Source organism: Nonomuraea antri (assembly GCF_013283785.1).
Classification (GTDB): Bacteria; Actinomycetota; Actinomycetes; order Streptosporangiales; family Streptosporangiaceae; genus Nonomuraea; species Nonomuraea antri.
This window is the reverse complement of the sequence record NZ_JABCPZ010000107.1, coordinates 1-22,035: the sequence shown is the minus strand read 5'-3', so window position 1 is coordinate 22,035 and position 22,035 is coordinate 1. Positions and strand designations below refer to the sequence as shown.

Sequence of the window (22,035 nt, the reverse complement as noted above, 5' to 3'; positions counted from 1 at the left end):
GCAGGCTGGCCTGTATGGGATTCTTCCGCATTCGCACCATCGTGGACGAGCGCCCCGGCCGTCTGGCCTCACTCACCGCGGCGCTGGCCGCCCGGGGTGGCAACATCCTCGGGCTGAGCGTGCAGACCGACGCCGACGGCACCGTCGACGAGTTCGTCGCCGATGTCCCGGCCCATCCCGAGACCGTCCGCGAGGCGCTGGAGGCCGCCGGCGGCCGCCGCGTCCAGGTCGTCCCGGCCGGCGCGCACGAGCTGACCGACGAGCCCACCAGGGCGCTGCTGCTGGCCGCCAGGCTCAGGTCCGCGCCGTGGCGGCTGCCAGAACTGCTGGCCGAGCTGCTGCGCGCGGACGACGCCCGGTGGATCTATGGTGAAGCGGTGCGTGATCTTCCCGACCCGACCCAGCTCATCGTGCCCGTCACCACGGCGAAAAGGCCCGGCGACACCGCCACGGAACGTCGGCCCGGCGACACCGCCACGGAACGTGGGCCCGCCGCCACCGCCACCGAGAGCGGGGCCGGCACCGTCGCCGGCTCGCGGGATGCGGTCGTGGTCGCGCGGAGTGTGCGGCTGCGCCGGGCGGAGCTGCCGTTCACCCTGACCGAGGCGGCCAGGGCGGCCGCCTTCGCCCGGCTCGCCCAGCCGCAGGCGGCCTCGGAGGAGGCGCGGCCCGGCCGGGGCGCAGGCGCCGCCAGGGAGATCAAGCTGGGCGACGGCGCCGAGGTCACCGTGCGCCCGCTCACCGAGATCTACCGCGAGGCCGTGCGCGACCTGCACGACAGGTGCTCGCCCGAGGCCCGCAGGTTCCGCTACTTCACCTCGATGCCCACGCTGCCGGCCCGGATGTTCGACCGGCTCTGCGACCGGAGCAGGGGGCACTCGATCGTGGCCGGGCACGACGGCCAGGTGGTGGCGATGGCCGACCTGGTGTTCACCCCCGACCCCGGCACCGCCGAGATGGCCTTCCTGGTCGAGGACCGCTGGCAGGGGCGCGGCCTGGGCCGGGAGCTGGCCGAGATCCTCCTGGCCACCGCGCGTGACCTGGGCTGCGCCGAGGTCAGGGCGACCATGTTGTCGGACAACGTGCGCATGCGCCGGCTGCTCATCGGCCTGGGCGCGGTGCTCGGCTACACCGACGACCCCGGCGTGGTGGAGGCCAGGCTCCCGATCGCCACCCTGGCCCCCGCCTGAGCCCCCGCGACCTGAGCCCTCGCCGGCGCGCCCGGCTGGTCGAGCAGCAGGGCGGTCAGTTCCTCGACGTACGGCTGGGCCGAGCCGCGATCCCGGCGTGAGACGGCCACCCCGATGAACCTGGACGGGCTCGGCGCCGCCAGCGGCACCGCCACCAGCCCGGCATCGGGCGTCAGCGCGATCTCCGGGATCAGCGCCACGCCCACCCCGGCCGTCACCAGGGACTGGGCGAAGAAGTAGTCGGTGGCCGAGCACGACACCCGCAGCTCGAACCCGGCCAGCGCGGCGTACTGCCGCAGCAGGCCGATGGTCTTCAGGCAGCCCAGCACCCACCGCTCGCCGGCCAGCTCGGCCAAGTGCACGGCGGCCCGCCCGGCCAGCGGGTGGGTACGCGGCATGACCACCCGCAGCGGGTCGGGGACCAGCGGCGTCCAGTCCAGCCCGGACCTGTCGCCGTCGCGGCCCGGGGGCGGGCCGTCGAAGTGGTAGGCCAGCGCCAGGTCGGCGCGCCCCTGGCGGACCAGCGGCAGGCTGTCCTCCGGCTCGCGCTCCAGGATGGTCAGCTCGACCTCGGGGTGCGCGGCCACGAACCGGGTCAGCGCCGGGGGCAGCAGCCGCCGTCCGCCGCTGGCGAAGGTGGCCACGGTGAACTGGGCGCGGCCCGAGGCCAGCCGGTCGATGCGCTCCTGGGCGTCGCTCAGCTCGGCCGCGATGGCCTCCGCCGCCTCGACCAGCAGCCGGCCGGGCTCGGTGAGCGTGACGCCGCGCGTGCTGCGCTCGACCACGGGCGTGCCCAGGCCGCGCTCCAGGCTGGCGATCTGCTGGGAGACCGCCGACGGGGTGAACCGCAGGGCACTGGCGGCCCGGTTGAAGCTGCCGTGCCTGGCCACCTCGCGCAGGACGGCCAGCCGATGAACGTCGATCAACAGCTCTCCTTATGGCCGGTTGAGCAAATCAGCACTACCGCTGATGACTATAGGACGGGCACGCTGTCCGTCATGAGCGAGATAGCCGTGATCGGCGGCAGCCGCTACTTCGGCCGGCTGCTGATCGAGAACCTGCGTGACACGGGCGCGGACGTCACCGTGATCAACCGCGGATCCACCCCGCCGCCCGCCGGCGTGGCCCACCTGACGGCCGACAGGGACGACCCCGGCTCCCTGCGCCGCGCGCTGGCGGGACGCCGGTTCGACGTGCTGATCGACCAGGTCTGCTACACCCCCGCGCAGGCGGAGACCGCCGCCCGGGCGTTCGACGGGGTGACCGGCCGCTACGTGCTGACCTCCACCGTGGAGGTGTACGCGGACCTGGACGGCCCGGCGATCCCGGAGTCCGCGGTCGACCCGGCCGAGGTGCCCGTGCGCCTGGACCTGCCGTGGCACGACCCGGACTTCCGCGACGCGCACTACGGCGCGGGCAAGCGCCAGGCGGAGGCCGTGCTGACCAGGGCCGGCGCGTTCGACCTGGTGAGCGTCCGGGTGGCGCACGTGCTGGGCGGCGACGACTTCACCGGCCGCCTGCGCCACTACGCCGAGCGGGTCCGCGCGGGCCGGCCGGTGGTCGTGCACGCGGACCCGCGGCCCGCCACGTTCATCCACCACCGCGAGATCGCCGATTTCCTGGCCTGGACGGCCCGCGCCGGCTTCACCGGCCCGGTCAACGCCGCCGCGCACGGCACGCTGACGGCCCGCGACCTGTGCGCGGCCTTCGCGGCCGAAACCGGGGAGGAACCCAGGTATGAGGTCGGCGCGGACGTCTCCCCGTACTCCTTCGCCCGCTCCTACCCGATGGCCAACGGCCGCGCGGAGGAACTCGGCCACCGCTTCTCCACCGTGACCGAATGGCTGCCCGAGGTCGTGCGGGAGGCACTCGCATGCGTCACCGTCTGATCGCCGGCGTCGAGGTGAGCGCCGTGGGCCTGGGCGCGATGCCGCTGTCCATCGAGGGCCGCCCCGACGAGGCCAGAGCCGTCGCCACCGTGCACGCGGCGCTGGACGCCGGCGTCACCCTGATCGACACCGCCGACTCCTACCACTGGCACGCCGGCGAGGCCGGGCACAACGAACGCCTGATCGCCAAGGCCCTGGCCGGGTACGGGGCCGGCGCGGACGACGTCCTGGTCGCCACCAAGGGCGGCCGGGGCCGGCCGGGCGACGGGTCGTGGAGCGTCCACGGTGACCCGCGCCACCTGCGGCGGGCCTGCGAGGACTCGCTGCGCAGGCTCGGCGTCGAGTCGATCGGCCTGTACCAGTTGCACAAGCCCGACCCGGACGTGCCGTTCGAAGAGTCCGTGGGCGCGCTGCGCGACCTGATGGACGAGGGCAAGATCCGGCTGGCCGGGATCTCGAACGTCTCGGCCGAGCAGGTCAGGCAGGCCGGGCGGGTGCTGGGCGGGCGGCTGGCCTCCGTCCAGAACCGGTTCTCGCCCGAGGTGCGCGACGGCGCGGACGTGCTGCGGCTGTGCGGTGAGCTCGGCGTGGCGTTCCTGCCCTGGAGCCCGCTCGGCGGCGTCTCGCGCAGCGCGCTGGAGGCGGCAGGGCCGGTGGCGGAGACGCCGTTCCACGTGATCGGCAGGGAGCGCGGGGTCAGCCCGCAGCGGGTCTGCCTGGCCTGGCACCTGGCGCGCGGGCCGCACGTCATCCCCATCCCCGGGGCGTCGCGGCCGGCCTCGATCCTGGACTCGGCGGCCGCGGCCGAGCTGGTGCTCACGCCGTCCGAGCTCGCCCGGCTGCCCTGAGCGCCGCCCTGCCCTGCCCTGCGCCGGCTCAGCCGGTGCTCTCGCCGCGCGATTCGCCGCCCTCGTCCTTGGCGTCGCGGGGCTCCGCGTGGTCGGCCTGCGGCCGGATGCCGAGGTGGCGTTCGATGCGTTCCAGGCTCTCCTGGATCTGCGTGAGCCGTTCGCCGATCATCGACCCGCCGGTGAAGAACATCTCGCCAGGACGCTCCTTCGGCCCGTGCTCGACCCGGTCGAGCAGCCGCTGCCGGGCGGTGGACAGGTCCAGGCCGGCGCTCGTGAGCGCCTGCGCGGCCAGCCCCTCGCCCTCCCTGATCAGCCCGAGCAGGATGTGCTCGGTGCCGATGTAGTTGTGGCGCAGCTTCAGCGCCTCGCGCAGCGACAGCTCCAGCACCTTCTTGGCGCGCGGCGTGAACGGGATGTGCCCGCCGCCCGGCGGCTCGGTCCCCGTGCCGACCTCGCGCGTCACGAAGGCGCGCACCTGCTCCGCGTCGACGCCGCAGTCGCCGAGCACCAGCGCGGACAGTCCCTCGCCCTCCTGGAGGAGGCCGAGCAGGATGTGCTCGGTGCCGATGTGGTCGTGATTCATCGTCCGCGCCTCTTCCTGGGCGAGGACGACGACCCGGCGCGCGCGGTCGGTGAAGCGTTCGAACACGGGTGCCTCCGTTCCCTGGGGCTGCCTCCACTATGCGCTACAAACCAGGGAATGTGGGGTATTTGACCAGGGTGGATCTTGACGAGGTGGCCGACCGGCTCTACGCGCTGCCGCCACCGGAGTTCACCGCGGCACGCGACGCCGAGGTGCGCGCGGCCAGGGACGCGGGCCAGGCGGCGCTCGCCCGCGACATCGCCAAGCTGCGCAAGCCCACGGTCTCGGCCTGGGCGGTGAACCGGGTCGCCCGCGAGCGTCCGAGGGAGCTGGACGAGCTGCTCGACCTGGGAGAACGCCTGCGGGCCGCCTGGGCCGAGCAGGACGCCGACGCGCTGGCCGAGCTCACCCAGCGCCGCGCGTCCGTCACGGACAAGGTGGCCAGGCTGATCAGGGCGGCGGGGGAGCTGTCGCCCGCGGCGGGCGCGGAGGTGGACCAGACGCTGGACGCCGCCGTGGTCGACGCCGACGCCGCCGCGCAGGTGCGGCGCGGCCGCCTGGCCAAGGCGCTCAACTACAGCGGCTTCGCCCCGGCCCCCGCCCCCGCTTCTGCCGGGGGCCGGCGTGCGGGCAGGAAGAAGCCCACCCCCGAGGACGAGGCGGCCCAGGCCAAGGCGCGCGAGGCGGCCGAGGCCAGGAAGGCCAGGGAACGCGCGGAGGCCGAGGCCGCGCACCGGGAGTGGGCCGAGGCCCTGCGGGTGGCGTCCGAGGAGCACGACGAACGCGCCGAGCGGGTGGCGCGGCTGGAGAAGAAGCTGGCCAAGGCACGCAAGAAGCTGGCCGACGCCGAGCAGCGCCTGGAGGTGACCAGGCGCGAGGAGCGCCACGCCCGCCACCGCCTCGGCGACTGACCCATGCACCTCGGGATGACACCCGCGTTTCGGGAGCGGCACACCTCGCGAGCGCGCGCGCCGGCGTTCGCTGGGTTATCGTGGTGTACGAAACGGTTTCGTACACCAAGGAGTGGCGCATGACGAAGTGGACCACCGCCGACCTGCCCGACCTCACCGGCAAGACGGCGATCGTGACCGGCGCCAACAGCGGCATCGGCCTGCCCACCGCCCTGGAGCTGGCCAGGCACGGCGCCCACGTGGTGGTGGCGGCGCGCTCGGCGGCCAGGGGCGAGGCCGCCGTGGCCGAGATCAAAGCCGCCGTGCCCGGCGCGCGCGTCGAGTTCGGCGAGCTGGACCTGGCCGACCTCGCCTCGGTCAGGCGCTTCGCCGCGGGCGTCGAGCGGGTGGACCTGCTGATCAACAACGCGGGCATCGGCCTGATCCCGCGCAGGGAGACCAAGGACGGCTTCGAGCTGCAGTTCGGCACCAACCACCTGGGCCACTTCGCGCTCACCGGCCTGCTGCTGCCGCGGCTGATCGCCGCCCCGGGCGCCCGCGTGGTCACCGTGGCCAGCGACGCGCACAGCGTCGGCACGATCGACTTCGACGACCTCGGACTCGAACGAGGCTACAACCGGGTCAAGGCCTACGGCCGCTCCAAGCTGGCGAACCTGCTGTTCACGTCCGAGCTGCAGCGACGCGCCCGTACGGCCGGCCTGGACCTGATCGCCGTCGCCACCCACCCGGGGGCCACCGCGACCAGGATCGTCAAGCTGGGGCCCCTACAGCCCCTCCTGGGGCTGTTCCTGCAGTCGGCAGAGACCGGCGCGATGTCCTCGCTGTACGCCGCCACCTCCCCGCGGCTCACCGGCGGCGAGTTCGTCGGGCCCAAGCTCCAGCTGCTCACGCCCTCGGCCACGGCCCGCGACGAGGCGCTGGCGGCCCGGCTGTGGGACGTGTCCACGCAGCTGACCGGCGTACGATTCGAGGAGATCGCCTATCGCTGAAGGACGTGCACGTGGCTCCACTCGACCCCGAACGTGAGCGGGCCATCCTCGACGCCACCATCGAGTTGCTGTCGGAGCTGGGCTACGACCGCATGTCGGTCGACCAGATCGCCAAGCGGGCCAAGGCGAGCAAGGCCACCATCTACCGGCGCTGGTCGGGCAAGCCCGAGCTGGTGGTGGACGTCATCTGCCGCCGCTTCGACATGGACACCCCGCGGGGCGAGGACACCGGCACGCTCCGCGGGGACCTGGAGTCGATCTTCCGCGGGCTGTGCGACACGGTGGAGCGCAGGTACACGCTGGTCATCGGGCTGTCCTCGACGCTGGTGAGCAACCAGGAGCTGGCCCGCACGCTGCGCGCCCACATGCCGACCAAGAACCTCGACGACGTGCGGGCGCTGCTCGAACGGGCGGGCGGGCGCGGCGAGCTGACCGGCCCGGTCGACGCGGAGCGGCTGTTCGCGGTGTCGGAGGCCCTGGTGTGGCACCAGATGATCTTCACCGGGCCGCCGTTCGACGACGCGTTCGTCGCCGCCTCGGTCGACGGGGTGCTGATGCCGGTGGCGAAGTCCTGGTCAGCGGGTGGCGTGGGCTAGATACGCGCACACCGGGAAACCGTCCGCGGCGTAGGGCGCGGCCAGCAGGTCGTAGGCGTCCCTGATCCGCCGTACGGTGGCCGGCGGCTGCTCGGCGATCACGCGGAAGCGCGGGCCGCCCGCCGCCACGATGTCGTCCCACCAGGCGCCGAGGTCGACGCGGTGCCGCCAGCGCAGCGTGCTCACCCCGGCGCCGGCGAACCCGGCCTCGCCGAGCAGCGGCAGGAACGCGCTCGGCTCCTCGTGCGGGGTGAACGGCCGGGCCGGGGGCTCGTAGGGGATCCCGGCCGCCGCGATGGCCTGCGTGAAGACGTCGGTTGCGGTCACCTCGCCGGCCTTCCACCAGCTCAGCGCGAGCCTGCCGCCCGGGCGCAGCACGCGGTGCAGCTCCGCCAGCGCGCGCGGGGTGTCGGGCACGTGGTTGATGACGAAGTTCCCGGCGACGGCGTCGAACTCCGCGTCGGCGAACGGCAGGTCGGGCAGGGCGGCGAGCCGTACCGACGCGTGGGGGTGATGGCGGGCGGCCACCTCCAGCATGTCCAGGTCGGAGTCGGCGGCGGTGACCTCGGCGCCCAGCGCCAGCGCGGCCCCGGCGGCGGCCAGCCCCTGCGCGCACCGCTCCAGGTCGAGCCGGTAGTAGCTGTCGCGGCCGTCGAAGCTGCTGCGCCTGGACGTCACCAGGCCGCCGGCGCGCAGCAGCCGCAGATGGTACGAGACGAGGTTCTGCGGCTGGCCGAGCAGGGCGACCAGTTCGCGTACGCGCAGGTCGCCGGCGGCCAGCTCGGTCAGCAGCCGCCAGCGCACCTCGTGGGCGGCAAGCCCGAGGAACGACGGCGGGACGGCTCGGCCGTGAAGCGCCATACCCGCACGATACATCAATCCCATTTGATGGAACCGGCTCCGGCGGACCGGTATCGACTTCGTCGCGCCCGGGTTCGCGATCGGTCAAGATCGGTGTGGTGATCGGCGATCCTCCATCCGCGTTCCCGCAGGGTGGACCGGTGCGAGAAGTAGCGAAAAGGACAGGAACCGGTCTCGCCCTGCTCCTGGCGGTCACGGCCGCCACCGCGGGCATGGCGGGCACCGCGTCGGCGGACGACCAGATCTCGTTCGTGGATCGGCTGGGCTGCGGCGACGGGCTCAAACAGAAGTTCACCGGCTTCGGCGACGGCTCCACGATGCCGCACACGCCGACCTCCACCGCGGACCGGCCGGTCGCGCGGCCGTCCACGGAGACCTCGGGGCTGCCCGAGGTGAGCGTGGACTTCAGCGATTCGCCCGACCAGGGCGTGTACCAGTGGACCCACGGGCAGCAGCCGAACGACCCCCGCTACTCCGACGGCTACCTGGAGGTCCAGAACCCCAAGGGAGACGACCAGGTCGCCGCCGACGTCAAACTGCCGGAGGCGGAACGCCTGTTCTTCAGCCTGGTCGACCTGGACTTCGCCTCCGAACGGATCACCGTCATCGGCTACCGCGACGGCGAACCGGTCACCCCGAGGGTCATCCCCAGGGATCCCGACGGCGTGCAGGTGACGACGAACCCCGACGGCTCGGTCGGCGTCACCGGCCAGGAGTTCGGCAACCTCGGCGACTGGGACCCGCGGGCCGCCGCCGACGTCGTCTTCGACGAGCCCGTGGACGAGGTCCGCGTCATCTACGACAACCCCCGCCAGGACGGCAGGGAGATGTCCACCGGCCTCACCGACTTCTACGCCTGCCAGGGGCTGGACGTGGTCAAGTCGGCCGGGACGCCCGCGCTGGAGTCCGCGAACGGCCGCGAGTGGATCTACGACGTGCCGTTCACTGTCAAGGTCGGCAACACCGCGCGCACGGGCGACATGCCCGCCTACGACGTCCGGGTCGACGACGCGCTGGACGAACTGCTGCGGGGCGACCCGGCCGGCCGGCTGGCGGGCGTCACCGGGCTGCGGGCGACCCCGCCGTGCAAGGTCAACCCCGGCTACGACGGCACCAGCGACACCGCGCTGCTGGCGCCCGGTCAGGTGCTGCCCGCCGGGCAGGAGTGCACGATCACCTTCACCGCCTGGGTCGCCTTCCCGCCGTTCACCGGCGTGACCGTACGGAACAACACCGCCTCGGCCGAGGCGGACGGCGGGCTGGAGGACGACTCCACGGCAGCGGTCGCACTGCCCGCCCGGGTGCACGGCGACAAGCCCGGCCCCACTCCGGTGCGGTTCCACCCGCCCAAGCGGGGTCACCGCCATCCGAAGCCGCACACGTGGCCGGGCCGGGCCTGGCCGCCGGAGAAGCCGCTCATCCGGCGACCGGGCCGGCACTGACGCCGCCACACCCGGGCGGACACGCTCCCGGGCTCACATGCGAGCCCGGGAGCGGTCTCGAAACAGACCCGAACACGGGCCCATGAGCAGGCCCGAGAACGGGCCCATGATCAGGCCCGAGCACGGGCCCGGCGCCGTCACATCGGGCGGCGCTGGCCGCCCTTGAGCGCCTGGAACTGCGCGAACTTCTCCGCCATGTCACGCAACTCGCTCTCGTCGCACTGCTCGCGCAGCCGGGGGAACTCATCGCGCTCCTCATGCGTGGCGTGCGCGTCGACGGCCTCCTTGAGCTGCTGGAACAGCTCGCCGAAGCCGTCGGCGTCCGGCCCCATGTCCTTGAGCCGCTTGAGCACCTTCTTGGCCTCGTTCTCCTCCCGCACCCGCGCCTCGGCGACGTCGCTCGCGATGGCCTTGGCCACCGGGTGCACGACCTTCTCCTCCGCCTCCTCGTGCACCTCCAGCAGCAGGGCGAGCTCGCTGAAGATCTTCGCCAGCTTCTTGCCCTCGGCCTGCTCCGCCTGGCTGAAGAGCTGCCGTATCTGCGTGTGCTGCTGGAGGATGAGGTCGACGACATCGCCCTCCTGCTTGACCTTCCCCATCGGCTCTCCCTTTCGCCTGTGACCGGTACGCCGGTGACCGGGCCGCGCTGCCCGTCCAGCGGACTTGTTCCTGGTACGGACGCGCCGACACGTGGCCCGGGGGATTCCGAGATGACCGCAGGGACCTTTATTAACCCGTCTTGATGCACGCGTGCACGCAGGGTGTTCGGCCGCCGTTTGCCCTGCGGACATCCGGCGGCGGTGCCATCATGAAGGCGCGGAGCGACCGGCGACGGGGGTTCATGGCAGGAAGGGGGCAGATGTCCACGCCTTCCTACGACAATGCCGTCGAGCGCCCGGTCAGCCTCGACCTGGCGGGCCTGCGGGGCCTGGTCTACGAGCACGCCCGCCGCACCGGGCTGACCCAGGCCAGGGCCGACGACCTGGCGCTGGCGGTCAACGAGGCGGTCACCAACGTGCTCGACCACGCCGAAGGGCGGGGCCGGCTGCGCATCTGGGCCGACGACCGCGCGCTCACCGTCGACGTGATCGACGACGTGGGCGTGCTCGACCCGTCCCACTGCCCCGACCGGCGGCCGGAGGCGAAACCGCGCGGGTTCGGGCTGTGGATGATGCGCCGGCTCTGCGACGAGTTCACCGTCACCAGGTCGAGCGGCTCGTCCCGGGTGCGCCTGCGCATGTACCGCGCGCGCTAGGACGGCCGGCCCGGGCTCACACCGGTTCCGTCGCGGCTTCCAGCAGGCGGCGCAGGTCGGCGACGGGCTGGACGCCCGGCACGGCCGGCCCACCGTCGATCACCAGCGAGGGCACGCCGCTGACCCGGTGCGCGGCCGCGCGCCGCCGGTCGTCGCGCACCCGGCCGGCGTGGTCGTCCCCGGCCAGGACGGCGCGCACCCGGTCGGCGTCGAGCCCTGCCTCCACGCCCAGCCGCAGCAGGACGTCATGGTCGGCCACGTTGAGCGCCTCGGTGTGATACGCGCGCAGCAGGCGTTCCATCATCGGGCCGGCCAGCTCGTGCTCGGCGGCCAGGTGACACAGCCGGTGCGCGTCGAAGGTGTTCACCGGCCGGGCCAGGTGCAGGTTCAGCTCCAGCCCCTCCGCCGCGCCCAGGGCCCGGATGTGGGCCACCCGCGCCGGCGCCTGCTCGCCCCACCACTCGGTCATCGACTCCGCCGCGGTCGGCCCGGGCACGCGGCCCGCGTCCGGGCTGAGCTCGTAGCCACGCCAGACGATCTCCACGCCGCCGGGGTCGGCCAGCTCCGCCACCGCCGCCGCCAGCCGTCTCTTGCCGATGTAGCACCACGGGCACAGCACATCGGCGTAGATCTCAACCTTCACAGGAACGTCCTCATCACGGGTTCGGGAATCGGAAGCCACCGCCCCCGGACATCCATGCTGCAAGCTCAACCGCGGTCGAGGTCAACCCGGGCCGGATCTGCGCTAAGCTACGCGGGTACCAGATGTCTTGGGGAGGTGAGGTTGATGACCGTCGTGACGGCTGCCGTCGTGCGCAGCATCCGGTCCATCCTCACGTCCGAAGCCCTCGGTCGCTGAACCGAGGCGCCATTCCCGCGGGCCCCGGCCGATGAGCCGTCCCGTGCCAAGACTCTGAAGGAAACACCACACAATGTCGCGTATCTGGACCACTCGTCCCGAGACCGAGCAGGACATCCCCGCCATCCGCGAGGTCAACCTCGGCGCGTTCCCCACCCCGCTGGAAGCGGACCTGGTGGAGGCGCTGCGCACCGACCCGGCCTGGATTCCCGGGCTGTCCATCGTCGCGCAGGCGGCCGACGGCACCGTCGCCGGCTACGCGCTGCTCACCCGCTGCCACGTCGGGCAGGAGCCGGCCCTGGCGCTCGGCCCCTGCGCCGTCCTGCCGGGATTCCAGAAGCAGGGCGCCGGTTCCGCGGCCATCCGCGCCGGGCTCGACGCGGCCAGGGCCATGGGCGAGAACCTCGTCCTGGTGCTCGGCCACCCCGAGTACTACCCGAGGTTCGGCTTCACCCGCGCCTCCGGGTACGGCATCCGGCCGTCGTTCGAGGTTCCCGACGAGGCCATGATGGCCCTCGTGTTCGACGACACGCTGCCGGTGCCGTCGGGCGTCATCGCCTACGCGGCGCCGTTCGGCGTCTGATCGCACGTGATCGGATGATCGTCTCGGGGGCGGATCGACGTCCCCGGGCGTGATCCGGTGACCGCTTCGGGGCCCCGTCCCCGAAGCGGTCGCCTTCAGGCGAAGGCGACCGTCGTGGCGCCGACGCCGCCGGGTTTCCCAGCAGGCCCCGGGCTGGGCAGGCCCCAGGCGACGACGACGTCGCCGGCCGCGTCCAGCGCGGTGGCCAGGCCGGTGGCGGGGCACACGCCGCTCCCGCCGGTGAAGGTCCACTCGGGCCCGCCCGGCGCGTGCTGCTCGCCCACCCACAGCCGCGGGTCGCCGTCGCGGCGGCCGATCCAGGCCAGCGTGGCGCGGCCGCGCGGGCGGTGCAGCGCGAAGCTCCAGCGCCCGGCCTCCGCCCAGACGGGCTGGCGCAGGTTCCACTCGCCGGCCTCGGCCATGCTCAGGTGGTGCAGCAGGCCGTCCGCCGCCTGGTGGTAGACGACCTGCAGCCCGTCGCCCGGCGCGGGGGCGGCGGCGAAGGACCCGGTGACTCCCGAGGCCAGGTGCAGCAGCTCGCCCCACGCGCCGCCGGCCGCCCGCTGCTCGATCAGCCACAGCCGTCCCTCGCGGTCGGTGTGGAAGAGCGCCTGACGGCCCGAGTGGGTGGTGGTCACGGCCAGCCCCTGGACGTCGCTCCCGCCGAAGACGTCCCTGCCGAGCTTGTCCAGGCCGTGGTCGCCGCTCCAGACGTGCCACAGGGCGCCACCCGTGCCCGCGTAGAACACCTCCATGCGCCCGGCGCCGTCGAACCCGACCACCGGCCGGCCGCTCAGCGCCGGGTCGAGCAGCACCGGTGGCTGCCAGCCCGGCGGGCCGCCCGCGGGCTCCTCGAGCAACATCCACAACCCGTCGCCCGCCGCGCCGCGGAAGAACACCGCCACCCGGCCGTCGCCCGCGCGGGCGGGCACCGGGGAGCCGTCCAGCGGGACGCCGGTGTCGGTCGGCACGCTCCAAACGCCGTCACCGGCCCCGACCCGCTGCACGAGCGTGCCGGTCACGGCGTCGCGGTAGAGCAGCCGCAGGTGTCCCCGGCCGTCCAGGACCAGGCCAGGGGCGTGGACGGTGGCCCCGCCGAGTACGGCGGGCGCGCGGAACCGGTGACCCATGCTCTCTCCTCCCCGGCGGCCCCCAGGTGGTGTCACGTTCCATGGTTCGTACCGCGGCGCACGACCCCTGGCAATCGGTACGGCCACAAGCGGCCAGGTACGTAACGGTGGCGATACCGTGACGCCGCCGTGACGCTGCGTTCGCCGGAGAGCGGTCAGGCGGCCTCGCTGTTCGCGCGGGCGCGCCACAGCAGGTACACGAAGTACGGCGTGCCGATCAGCGCCGTCACCAGGCCGGCCGGGATCTGCGCCGGCGCGATGACGGTGCGCCCGAGCGTGTCCGACAGGCTCACCAGGAGCGCGCCGAGCAGCGCGGCCACCGGCAGCAGCCGGGCGTGGTGCGCGCCCACCAGCGCGCGGGCGGCGTGCGGGGCGACCAGGCCGACGAAGCCGACCACGCCGATCGCCGACACCGCCGTGGACGTCAGCAGCACGGCCCCGGCCAGCGCGCCCAGCCGGACCGGCTCCAGCGGCACGCCCAGGATGCGCGGCGTGTCCTCGTCCAGCGAGAGCAGGTCGAGGTCCCTGCGCAGCCACGCCAGCAGCGGGACCACGATCAGCAGCGCCAGCGTGACGGGGATGAGCTGCGACGGGATCCTGCCGTACGTGGAGCCGGACAACCAGGTCAGCGCCTTGGCGGTGTTCCACGGGTCGGACAGCACGATGATCAGGACGGTGATCGCGGTGCACGCGTTCTGCACGCCGACGCCGATCAGCACCAGCCGGTCCGAGCTGAGACCTCCACGCCAGGCCAGCCCGTACACCAGCGCGAACGCGATCAGCGCCCCCGCGCCTGCGGCGGCGGACATCGTCCAGATGCCGGCCAGCGGCACCAGCGTGAGCAGCGCGATCGCGCCGACGCCCGCGCCGGAGGTGACGCCGAGCACGCCGGGCTCGGCGAGCGGGTTGCGGCACACCGCCTGCACGGCCGTGCCGGCCACCGCCAGCGCCGTCCCGGCCAGGGCCGCGGCCAGCACGCGCGGCCAGCGCTGGTCGAGCACGAACGTCATGGCCCGCCCGCTGCGGCCCTGCAGCCAGTTGACCACGTCACCGGTCAGCAGCCAGCGGTCGCCGCCGAGCAGCCCCAGCACCAGCGCGCCGGCCAGCAGCGCCGCCAGCACGCCGGCGATGGCCAGGAACGCCGCGCGCGAGCGGGTCGCCCCGGTGCGCACGGCCGGCGGCTGCCTGGTCGGGCCCGCGTCACGGTAGCGGCGGGCCAGCCAGATCAGCACCGCCGCGCCCAGCACGGTGGTCACCACGCCGGGCGGCACCTCCACCCCGGCCTGCGCGCCCAGCGCCGCGCGCAGCGCGATGTCCGAGCCCAGCACCACCAGCACGCCGGCCAGCCCGGACAGGGGCAGCATCGTGCGGCTGCGGTGCAGGCCGGGAATCGACCTGGGCAGCAGCCGCACGATCACCGGCGCGCACAGCCCGACGAATCCGATCGGTCCCGCCACCGTCACCGCCGCCGCCGACAGCAGCACCGCCAGGACGACGAGCCACATCCGCAGCCGGCGCACGTTCACGCCGAGCACGGTGGCGGTGTCGTCGCCCAGGCCGAGGATGTCCAGCCTGGGCCCGGCCAGCACCGCGGCGAGCAGCGCCAGCGCGATCACCGGGCCGACCTGGGTGACGGCGTCCAGGTCGCTCTGCACGAGCGAGCCGCTGCCCCAGGCGAACAGCCCGGTCGTCTCCTGCTCGAAGAGGATCATGAACAGGTTCGTCAGCGACATCAGCGCCAGGGCGGTGGCGGAACCGGCCAGGATGAGCCGGGTCGTGCCCGCGCGCCCGCCCGCCGACAGCGCCATCACCAGGGCGGCCGCGCCGAGACCGCCGATCAGGGCGATCGCGCCCGACAGGGGCAGCGGCAGCGTCAGCCCGAACGCGGCCGCGGCGGCGACCGCCAGGTGCGCGCCCGAGCTGACCGCCAGCGTGTCGGGCGAGGCCATCGCGTTGCGGGCGATCGACTGCAGCAGCGAGCCGGCCACGCCCAGCGCCACGCCGACGCAGACGCCGGCCAGCAGCCTGGGCAGCCGGGAGGCCAGCAGCACGCGGGCGGCCTCGTCGTCCCCGCCGCCGAACGGCAGCGCCAGCAGGTCGAGCGCGCCGACCGACGAGGTGCCCTGCGTGACGTGCACGGCGGCCAGCACCACGGTGGCGGCCAGCGCGCAGAGGAAGACCCCGGCCGTGCCCAGCCGCCGTAGCGGCGTGTCGGGCGGCGCCGGGGTCAGGACGTGCGTGCTCAAGCGGCGTACGCCTTCACCAGCGCCTCGGCGTACTGGATGCACGAGAGCGGGCCGCCGAAGGTCCAGATGCCGTCGGGCAGCTTGGTGACCTGCTGCTTCTTCACGAACGGCAGCGACTTCCAGATGGCGTTGCCGGCCAGGCCGTCGGTGAAGACGTCCTCGCCGTCGGAGGCGTTGTAGAAGAAGCGGGTCTCCGGGTCCTTGAGCGCGGTCAGGCCCTCGACGTCGGTGCTGCCCAGGCCCCAGAGCTCGTCCACCTTGCCGGTCCAGGCGTTCTTCAGGCCGAGCCGGATGGCCACCTGCGAGACCAGCGCGCCCTCGCCGAAGGTGCGGATGGAGATCGTGCTGCCCTGCTTCCAGCCGTCGGCCATGATGAACGGCTTGCCCGCGAAGCCGGCGGCGGCGAGCTTCTGCTTGCCGTCGGCCAGCGCGGTGTCCAGGTCGGACATCAGCTTGGCGGCCGCGTCGGTCTTGCCGACGGCGGAGGCGATCAGGTTGAGGTCCTCGCCCAGGCGCTTGAGGTCGTCGGAGGCGTCGCTGCCCTTGGTGACCAGCACCGGGACGAACTTCTCCAGCTGCTCGACCAGCGCGGCGTCACGCGAGGACTGCATGACGACCAGGTCGGGCTGCAGGGCGCTGATGGAGTCCACGCTGGGCTCCTGCCGGTTGCCGACGTCCTTGACCGAGGAGTCGAGCTTGACGGCGGTGTCCCAGGTGGCGAAGCCCTTCACGTCGGCCGCGCCGACCGGCATGACGCCGAGCGCGGCCAGCATCTCGGTCTCGCCCCACTCCAGGGCGACCACGCGGGCGGCGGGACGGTCGAGCTTGATCTGCTTGCCGCGGCTGTCGGTGACGGTCACGGGTGCGGCGGCGGCGGACGTCGTGCCGCCGGACGCGGGGGCCTGCTCGGGCACGGGCGCCTCGGTCGTGCCGCACGCGGCGAGTACGACGATGGCGGCGATGGCCGTCAGGGTGGTGCGCATGGTGGTTCCTGTCATGTCGTCGCGGGTACGCCGGTCGCCCGGCGGCCGCTGGTGTTGTGCCGGCCGATCGGCCGGGTGGTCACGGTGCCCGTGACGGGGTCGTGGCTGACCTCGATGCCGATGCCGTACGCGTCGCTGAGCAGGCTCTCGGTGAGCACGTCCGCGGGCGGGCCGTCGGCGCGCACCCGGCCGCGGTGCAGCAGGACGACCCGGTCGGCGATCTCGGCGGCCTGGTTGAGGTCGTGCAGGACGACGCCGATCGCCACGCCGTGCTCGTCGGCCAGGTCGCGGACCAGGTCCAGCAGTTCCACCTGGTAACGCAGGTCGAGGAACGTGGTGGGCTCGTCCAGCAGCAGGACGCCGGTGTTCTGGGCCAGGCAGGTGGCCAGCCAGACGCGCTGCAGCTCGCCGCCGGACAGCTCGTCGACCGGCCGGTCGGCCATCGCCGTCACGCCGGTCAGCTCCATCGCCCGGTCGACGGCCGCGGCGCCGTCCGGGTCCGCGGACTTCCAGCGCCGCCGGTAGGGGTGGCGGCCGTAGCCGACGACGTCGCGCACCTGCACGCCGCCCGGCGTCGGACGGCTCTGCGACAGCAGCGTCACCCGCCTGGCGAAGTCGCGTGCCGACAGATCGAGCGCGCTGACGCCGTCGTCCAGCGTCACCGCGCCGCTGTCGGGACGGTGCAGCCTGGCCAGCGCGCGCAGCAGCGTGGACTTGCCGCTGCCGTTCGGGCCCACCAGGGCGGTCACGTGGCCCGGTCGCAGGGTGATGCGACCGTCCTCGACCACGGTGGTTCCGTGGTAGCTGAGGCACAGCTCCGCGCCGCGGAGGGAGATCTCCTCGGTCATGGTTGTTAGGTTAGGCTCACCTTGCATTGGCCGCTACGGCGGGGGGTGCATTTTGTCCAAAATCACACCAGATCGCCGCCGAAACCGGCCAAAAATGCTGACTCCAGCCGTGCGACCAGGGCCGGGCTGAGCGGGGTCCGGTGATCTGTCCGTGTGGATACATGGGAACCGCGGCCGCGCCGAGTAGCGTGACGTTTGACCAGATTTCGCATCCGGTCAAACGGAGGTACGAGTGTCGGACAGAGCGGACCGGATCCTCGACGCGGCGCGTGAGCTGCTCCTGCGCCACGGCTACCGCAGGGTCACCGTCGAGGACATCGCGGCCCGCGCCGACGTCGGCAAGGGCACCGTCTACCTGCACTGGCGGGCCAAGCGCGACCTGTTCGAGGCCCTGATGCTGCGCGAGTCCATCGAAGTGGTGGAGGAGTGGGTGGCGATGTTACGCAGCGACCCCGCGCAGGTGCGGCCGCACCGGTTCGCCCGGGCGTCGTTCCTGACCACGAGCCGCCGGCCGCTGCTGCGCGCGTTGTTCACCACCGACCTGGAACTGCTCGGCAAGCTCGCCAGGCACCCGATGCGCGGCCACGACCTGCTCGCGGGCGAGCGGTTCCATCAGGTCGCCACCCGCTACGGGCTGTTCAGGACCGACGTGCCCCACCTGCGGTACGCGCTGGCCGCCGCTTCTTCCGGCTTCTACCTGTTCGACGGAGCGCAGAGCATGAACGTCGAACTGGACGCGGAGGCCAGGGCCGACGCGCTCGCCTACACCGTGCTGCACGCCTTCGAGCCGGCCGGGGAACCGCCGGCCGAGGTGCTGCGCGCGGCGGCGGCCGACTACATCTCGATCTTCCAGGAACTGATCCCGCCCTATCGCAAGTGGATCTACGACTAAGGAGAGGCGATGGCTGACATCGTCGAACGGTACGACGTCCCCGACCAGCTCTTCTGGCTGCGCGGACGGAGATCCGGCCCGCCGGTCGAGTTCGACGCCCAGGCCGGGACGTGGAACGTCTACGGCTACCCCGAACTGCACGCGGCGCTCGGCGACCCGGCGACGTTCTCCTCCGACACCTTGCGGCTGGTCCCCAAGGAGTTCATGCCCGAGTTCGAGGAATTCTCGATGGAGGGGTTCATCACCCAGATCGACCCGCCCGACCACGGCAAGCTGCGCAAACTGGTGAGCAGCGCCTTCACCCGCAAGGTCGTCGCGGATCTCGAACCGCGCATCGCCGCGCTCACCCACGAACTGCTCGACGCGGCCCGCGAGCGCGGCCGGCTGGAGCTGGTGACCGACCTGGCCTATCCGCTGCCCGTCATCGTCATCGCCGAGCTGCTGGGCGTGCCGGGCAGCGACCGCGCGCTGTTCAAGCAGTGGGCCGACGCGTTGTTCGAGCGCGACAGCAGGATCTCGCTGGCCGAGCCGGCCGAACGGCAGGACGTGGACGTCCAGGCCACCATGAAGCCGTGGAAGGAGATGACCGACTACCTCGCCGCGCACGCCGCCGAGCGCAAGCGCGCGCCGCGCGCCGACCTGCTCACCCGGCTGGTCGAGGCCGAGGTCGACGGCGAGCGCCTGCCCGACGCGCAGGTGGTCAACTTCGCGATCGTGCTGCTCATCGCCGGGCACATCACCACCACGATGCTGCTCGGCAACACGGTGCTCTGCCTGGACGCCCACCCCGAGCAGCAGGACCGGGCGCGGGCCGACCGCGCGTCGATCCCGGCGGTCATCGAGGAGTCGCTGCGGCTGCTCACGCCGTTCGCCGCGCTCGGCCGCTCGACCACCCGCGAAGCCGTGCTCGGCGAGGTGACGATCCCGGCCGACCAGATGGTCATGATGTGGCTGGGCGCCGCCAACCGCGACCCCAGGCAGTTCCCCGACCCCGACGTCTTCGACCCGGGCCGCGACCCCAGCCCGCACCTCGCCTTCGGCCGCGGCATCCACTTCTGCCTGGGGGCGCCGCTGGCCCGGCTGGAGGGGCGGGTGGCGCTTAACATCCTGCTCGACCGGGTCGGCACGCTGCGCACGGACCCCGGCGACCCGGTGGTCTTCATGCCGACGCCGACCATGACGGGGGTGCGCCGGCTCGCCCTGACCGAACCCCCGAGCTGACGCGGCCCGCGATCCGCCGCCCACGTGCGCTCCTTACGGCGCGCGTGGGCGGCCTCGCTTTGTGCGGTGTCGACCTGTTTTGTTCAACGATCCAGCGAGAGGATCGTATTCTCGCCCACAAAACTCTTGTCGGATCGTTGAACAATCCTTAGATTGAGCGCGACGGCTCCCTCCCCCAGGGGCGCCGCACCGACGCAGCGAGGTCGCCATGACGCCATCGTCACCACCCCCGCCCCCCGCGCTCGACGACACCGCCTCAGGCGGCGCGTTCGCCTGGTACACCACCCTCGGCGCCAAGGGCCGCAAAGCCTTCAAAGGCGCCTTCCTCGGCTACGCGCTCGACTCCTACGACTTCTGGGTGCTCCCGCTCGGGCTGGTCGCGATCGCCGCCACGTTCGCGCTGAACCCGGCCGAGACCGGCCTGCTGGCCACCACCACGCTGGTGTTCTCCGCGTTCGGCGGCATCCTGGCCGGCGTGCTGGCCGACAGGATCGGCCGCTCGCGCACGCTCATGGTCACCGTCGTCACGTACGCGGTCTTCACCGCGCTGTGCGGCGTCGCGCAGAACTACGAGCTGCTGCTGGTCTTCCGCGCGCTGCAGGGCCTGGGCTTCGGCGGCGAGTGGGCGGCCGGCGCGATCCTGGTCGCCGAGTACGCCCAGGCGCGGCACCGGGGCCGGGCGGTCGCGATGATCCAGAGCTCGTGGGCGGTCGGCTGGGGCGTCGCCGTCCTGGCCTCCACGCTGGTGTTCAGCCTCGCCCCGCAGGACGTCGCCTGGCGGCTGCTGTTCTTCACCGGGGCGCTGCCCGCGCTGCTGGTGATCTACGTCCGGCGCCACGTCACCGACGCGCCCGCCGCCGGTCTGAGCCGGGAACGCGCGCCCCGGGCGTCCATCCTGACGATCTTCGGCCCCGGCCTGGCCCGCCGCACGTTCTTCGCGTCCCTGCTGGCCACCGGCGTGCAGGGCGGCTACTACACGCTGGCCACCTGGGTGCCCACCTATCTCAAGACCGAACGCGACCTGTCGGTGATCGGCACCGGCGGCTACCTCGCCTTCCTCATCACCGGCGCGTTCTGCGGCTACCTGACCGGCGGCCACTTCACCGACAAGATCGGGCGCAAGAACACCTTCGCCCTGTTCGCGGTGCTCAGCGGCGCCCTCATCCTGCTCTACACGCAGCTTCCGGCCACCGCCAACGCGTACGTGCTGTTCCTCGGCTTCCCGCTCGGCTTCTGCTCCTCGGCGATCTTCAGCGGGTTCGGCGCCTACCTGGCCGAGCTGTATCCCGCCCACATCCGCGGCACCGGTCAGGGCTTCACCTACAACGTCGGACGCGGCATCGGCGCCTTCTTCCCCACCGCCATCGGCTTCCTGGCGACCACCTTCAGCGTGGGCGGGGCGATGGTGTTCGGCGCTATGGCGTACGGGATCGCGCTGCTGGCCCTGCTCGGACTCCCGGAGACCCGTGCCAGCGAACTCACCTGAGCGTCGGCGCGTGCCCCTGCGCCGGGGCCAGGGACAGGGCGAGGGACATTGCCACGGACAGGGTCACGGACAGGGCTGGGAGGGCGGCGGTGTGAACCCGCGACGGTGCGGCGACAGCGCGCTGCTCGTCGAGCTCGACGGCATCGACCAGGTCATCGCGCTCTACGACGCCCTGGCCGCCGACCCGCCGCCCGGGGTCACCGAGCTGCTGCCCGCGGCCCGCACGCTGCTGGTCCGCTTCGACCCGGCGGACGCCGGCGCACTCGCGGTGCGTGACCGGGTGAGCGCGGCCGCGCGGGCCGCCCGGCCGCGTGCACGTACCGCGCCGGCTGAGAGCCCGGTGGTGATCCCCGTGGTCTACGACGGCGAGGACCTCGCCGAGGTGGCCGCGCTGACCGGGCTCACGGTTCCCGAGGTGGTCCGCGCGCACACCGCCACCCCGTGGACGGTGGCGTTCTGCGGCTTCACGCCGGGTTTCGGGTACCTCACCGGCGGCGACCCGCGGCTGGCCGTGCCCCGCTGCGGCGAGTCCCGGGTGCGGGTCCCGGCCGGGTCGATCGCGCTCGCGGCCGGGTTCAGCGCGGTCTACCCGCGTGAGTCGCCCGGCGGCTGGCAGCTCATCGGACGCACCGACGTCCCGGTGTGGGACCTGGACACGGACCCGCCCGCGCTGCTGCGACCGGGTACCAGGGTCAGGTTCGTCCGGGCCGGTGACCATGCGTGAGCCCGGGATGCTGGGGGTGGATGCGGCCGGGATGCTGGAGTTGGGGGCGGCCGGCATGTTGGAGATGGATGCGGGCGGCATGTCGGAGGTGGGGGCGGCCCGCACGCTGGAGGTGGGTGCGACCCGCATGTTGAGGCTGGGTGTGGCCGGCCTGTTGGAGATCTTGGCCACCGGGCCGCTGACCACCGTCCAGGATCTAGGGCGGCCGGGCCTCGGCCATCTCGGAGTGGGCCGTTCGGGCGCGGCCGACCGGGGCGCGCTGCGCCTGGCCAACCGGCTGCTGGCCAACCCCGAAGATGCAGCGGCGCTGGAGGTCACGCTCGGCGGCCTGCGGGTACGCGCCCACGGCGACCTGACCATCGCACTAACCGGCGCGCCCTGCCCCGCTTACGTCATCCACCGGCCCGCCCACCTCATCCACCGGCCTGGCCCCGGCACTTCAGCGGGTCCCGTCACGGCCGACGGCGGGGCGGCCGACGGCGTAGCGGCTGGCAGT

21 protein-coding genes and 2 pseudogenes are annotated in these 22,035 nt (G+C 73.2%); 14 read left to right on the top strand and 9 right to left on the bottom strand.

Annotation, left to right across the window (positions count from 1 at the left end; all coding sequences use genetic code 11):
* Positions 1–14: 14 nt before the first annotated feature.
* Positions 15–1,190 carry a GNAT family N-acetyltransferase gene (locus HII36_RS30175; RefSeq protein WP_173526670.1) on the top strand — a complete coding sequence of 392 codons (1,176 nt, stop codon included), beginning with the start codon at positions 15–17 and terminating at the stop codon, positions 1,188–1,190.
* Here HII36_RS30175 and HII36_RS30170 read toward each other — a convergent pair.
* Positions 1,127–2,116 (bottom strand): LysR family transcriptional regulator, encoded by a 990-nt coding sequence (locus HII36_RS30170; protein ID WP_173526669.1) that lies wholly within the window; start codon positions 2,114–2,116, stop codon positions 1,127–1,129. The genes HII36_RS30175 and HII36_RS30170 overlap by 64 nt on opposite strands.
* A 72-nt stretch (positions 2,117–2,188) precedes the next feature.
* On the opposite strand from HII36_RS30170, the gene HII36_RS30165 reads away from it, so the two are divergent.
* Complete coding sequence (locus HII36_RS30165) at positions 2,189–3,079, top strand: NAD-dependent epimerase/dehydratase family protein (protein ID WP_173526668.1); 891 nt, start codon at positions 2,189–2,191, stop codon at positions 3,077–3,079.
* On the top strand, positions 3,064–3,927 hold the full coding sequence (locus HII36_RS30160) for an aldo/keto reductase (protein WP_173526667.1): 864 nt from the start codon (positions 3,064–3,066) through the stop codon (positions 3,925–3,927). Before HII36_RS30165 ends, HII36_RS30160 begins: the two co-directional genes overlap by 16 nt.
* Before the next feature lie 214 nt (positions 3,928–4,141).
* Here HII36_RS30160 and HII36_RS56970 read toward each other — a convergent pair.
* Positions 4,142–4,579, bottom strand: a pseudogene (locus tag HII36_RS56970) (Clp protease N-terminal domain-containing protein); the annotation flags it as partial.
* Positions 4,580–4,650: 71 nt separating this feature from the next.
* On the opposite strand from HII36_RS56970, the gene HII36_RS30150 reads away from it, so the two are divergent.
* From HII36_RS30150 to HII36_RS30140, 3 genes are all read left to right on the top strand, one after another.
* Positions 4,651–5,424 (top strand): hypothetical protein, encoded by a 774-nt coding sequence (locus HII36_RS30150; RefSeq protein ID WP_173526665.1) that lies wholly within the window; start codon positions 4,651–4,653, stop codon positions 5,422–5,424.
* A 119-nt stretch (positions 5,425–5,543) separates the two neighbouring features.
* The gene (locus HII36_RS30145) at positions 5,544–6,413 is read left to right on the top strand and encodes an oxidoreductase (RefSeq protein WP_173526664.1); all 870 of its coding nucleotides are present in this window, start codon (positions 5,544–5,546) and stop codon (positions 6,411–6,413) included.
* Positions 6,414–6,424: 11 nt separating this feature from the next.
* Positions 6,425–7,009, top strand: coding sequence for a TetR/AcrR family transcriptional regulator (locus tag HII36_RS30140; protein WP_173526663.1), 585 nt, complete (start codon positions 6,425–6,427; stop codon positions 7,007–7,009).
* On the opposite strand, the gene HII36_RS30135 is transcribed toward HII36_RS30140, so the two are convergent.
* A complete protein-coding gene (locus HII36_RS30135; RefSeq protein WP_173526662.1) occupies positions 6,989–7,870 on the bottom strand; it encodes an ArsR/SmtB family transcription factor in 882 nt (293 codons plus the stop codon). The two genes, HII36_RS30140 and HII36_RS30135, sit on opposite strands and share 21 nt — an antisense overlap.
* 140 nt (positions 7,871–8,010) lie before the next feature.
* Here HII36_RS30135 and HII36_RS30130 point away from each other — a divergent pair, with 140 nt between their 5' ends.
* Positions 8,011–9,312 (top strand): hypothetical protein, encoded by a 1,302-nt coding sequence (locus HII36_RS30130; RefSeq protein WP_173526661.1) that lies wholly within the window; start codon positions 8,011–8,013, stop codon positions 9,310–9,312.
* 137 nt (positions 9,313–9,449) lie between these two features.
* Here HII36_RS30130 and HII36_RS30125 read toward each other — a convergent pair whose 3' ends face one another.
* Positions 9,450–9,911 (bottom strand): hemerythrin domain-containing protein, encoded by a 462-nt coding sequence (locus HII36_RS30125; RefSeq protein ID WP_173526660.1) that lies wholly within the window; start codon positions 9,909–9,911, stop codon positions 9,450–9,452.
* A 260-nt stretch (positions 9,912–10,171) separates the two neighbouring features.
* Between HII36_RS30125 and HII36_RS30120 the strand changes: the two genes are divergently transcribed.
* Positions 10,172–10,567: an ATP-binding protein gene (locus HII36_RS30120; protein WP_173526659.1), complete on the top strand. Its 396-nt coding sequence runs from the start codon at positions 10,172–10,174 to the stop codon at positions 10,565–10,567.
* Positions 10,568–10,583: 16 nt separating this feature from the next.
* On the opposite strand, the gene HII36_RS30115 is transcribed toward HII36_RS30120, so the two are convergent.
* Complete coding sequence (locus HII36_RS30115; RefSeq protein ID WP_173526658.1) at positions 10,584–11,210, bottom strand: DsbA family oxidoreductase; 627 nt, start codon at positions 11,208–11,210, stop codon at positions 10,584–10,586.
* Positions 11,211–11,499: 289 nt separating this feature from the next.
* Here HII36_RS30115 and HII36_RS30110 point away from each other — a divergent pair, with 289 nt between their 5' ends.
* Entirely contained in the window at positions 11,500–12,009 is a 510-nt protein-coding gene (locus HII36_RS30110; RefSeq protein ID WP_173526657.1) for a GNAT family N-acetyltransferase, read from the top strand.
* 95 nt (positions 12,010–12,104) lie between these two features.
* Here HII36_RS30110 and HII36_RS30105 read toward each other — a convergent pair whose 3' ends face one another.
* From HII36_RS30105 to HII36_RS30090, 4 genes are all read right to left on the bottom strand, one after another.
* The gene (locus tag HII36_RS30105; RefSeq protein WP_173526656.1) at positions 12,105–13,139 is read right to left on the bottom strand and encodes a hypothetical protein; all 1,035 of its coding nucleotides are present in this window, start codon (positions 13,137–13,139) and stop codon (positions 12,105–12,107) included.
* Between the two features lie 155 nt (positions 13,140–13,294).
* Positions 13,295–15,385: an iron ABC transporter permease gene (locus HII36_RS30100; RefSeq protein WP_173526655.1), complete on the bottom strand. Its 2,091-nt coding sequence runs from the start codon at positions 15,383–15,385 to the stop codon at positions 13,295–13,297.
* Positions 15,382–16,368, bottom strand: coding sequence for an ABC transporter substrate-binding protein (locus tag HII36_RS30095; protein ID WP_173526654.1), 987 nt, complete (start codon positions 16,366–16,368; stop codon positions 15,382–15,384). The genes HII36_RS30100 and HII36_RS30095 overlap by 4 nt, the downstream gene beginning before the upstream one ends.
* Before the next feature lie 11 nt (positions 16,369–16,379).
* On the bottom strand, positions 16,380–17,216 hold the full coding sequence (locus HII36_RS30090; protein WP_173526653.1) for an ABC transporter ATP-binding protein: 837 nt from the start codon (positions 17,214–17,216) through the stop codon (positions 16,380–16,382).
* Positions 17,217–17,448: 232 nt separating this feature from the next.
* On the opposite strand from HII36_RS30090, the gene HII36_RS30085 reads away from it, so the two are divergent.
* The 5 genes and pseudogenes from HII36_RS30085 to HII36_RS30065 all read left to right on the top strand — a co-directional run.
* The gene (locus HII36_RS30085; protein WP_173526652.1) at positions 17,449–18,108 is read left to right on the top strand and encodes a TetR/AcrR family transcriptional regulator; all 660 of its coding nucleotides are present in this window, start codon (positions 17,449–17,451) and stop codon (positions 18,106–18,108) included.
* A 9-nt stretch (positions 18,109–18,117) separates the two neighbouring features.
* Positions 18,118–19,329, top strand: a complete 1,212-nt coding sequence (locus HII36_RS30080) for a cytochrome P450 (RefSeq protein ID WP_173526651.1) — start codon at positions 18,118–18,120, stop codon at positions 19,327–19,329.
* A 208-nt stretch (positions 19,330–19,537) separates the two neighbouring features.
* Positions 19,538–20,815 (top strand): MFS transporter, encoded by a 1,278-nt coding sequence (locus tag HII36_RS30075; protein ID WP_173526650.1) that lies wholly within the window; start codon positions 19,538–19,540, stop codon positions 20,813–20,815.
* A 91-nt stretch (positions 20,816–20,906) separates the two neighbouring features.
* Positions 20,907–21,539, top strand: coding sequence for a 5-oxoprolinase subunit B family protein (locus HII36_RS30070; protein ID WP_173526649.1), 633 nt, complete (start codon positions 20,907–20,909; stop codon positions 21,537–21,539).
* A gap of 127 nt (positions 21,540–21,666) precedes the next feature.
* Positions 21,667–22,035: pseudogene (locus tag HII36_RS30065) on the top strand (hypothetical protein); the annotation flags it as partial.

Coding starts and splice junctions, on each gene's coding strand:
- HII36_RS30105 (WP_173526656.1), bottom strand. CDS start 13,139: ATGGGTCACCGGTTCCGCGCGCCCGCCGTACTCGGCGGGGCCACCGTC.
- HII36_RS30090 (WP_173526653.1), bottom strand. CDS start 17,216: ATGACCGAGGAGATCTCCCTCCGCGGCGCGGAGCTGTGCCTCAGCTAC.
- HII36_RS30110 (WP_173526657.1), top strand. CDS start 11,500: ATGTCGCGTATCTGGACCACTCGTCCCGAGACCGAGCAGGACATCCCC.
- HII36_RS30075 (WP_173526650.1), top strand. CDS start 19,538: ATGACGCCATCGTCACCACCCCCGCCCCCCGCGCTCGACGACACCGCC.
- HII36_RS30145 (WP_173526664.1), top strand. CDS start 5,544: ATGACGAAGTGGACCACCGCCGACCTGCCCGACCTCACCGGCAAGACG.
- HII36_RS30135 (WP_173526662.1), bottom strand. CDS start 7,870: ATGGCGCTTCACGGCCGAGCCGTCCCGCCGTCGTTCCTCGGGCTTGCC.
- HII36_RS30095 (WP_173526654.1), bottom strand. CDS start 16,368: ATGCGCACCACCCTGACGGCCATCGCCGCCATCGTCGTACTCGCCGCG.
- HII36_RS30080 (WP_173526651.1), top strand. CDS start 18,118: ATGGCTGACATCGTCGAACGGTACGACGTCCCCGACCAGCTCTTCTGG.
- HII36_RS30120 (WP_173526659.1), top strand. CDS start 10,172: ATGTCCACGCCTTCCTACGACAATGCCGTCGAGCGCCCGGTCAGCCTC.
- HII36_RS30125 (WP_173526660.1), bottom strand. CDS start 9,911: ATGGGGAAGGTCAAGCAGGAGGGCGATGTCGTCGACCTCATCCTCCAG.
- HII36_RS30160 (WP_173526667.1), top strand. CDS start 3,064: ATGCGTCACCGTCTGATCGCCGGCGTCGAGGTGAGCGCCGTGGGCCTG.
- HII36_RS30175 (WP_173526670.1), top strand. CDS start 15: ATGGGATTCTTCCGCATTCGCACCATCGTGGACGAGCGCCCCGGCCGT.
- HII36_RS30165 (WP_173526668.1), top strand. CDS start 2,189: ATGAGCGAGATAGCCGTGATCGGCGGCAGCCGCTACTTCGGCCGGCTG.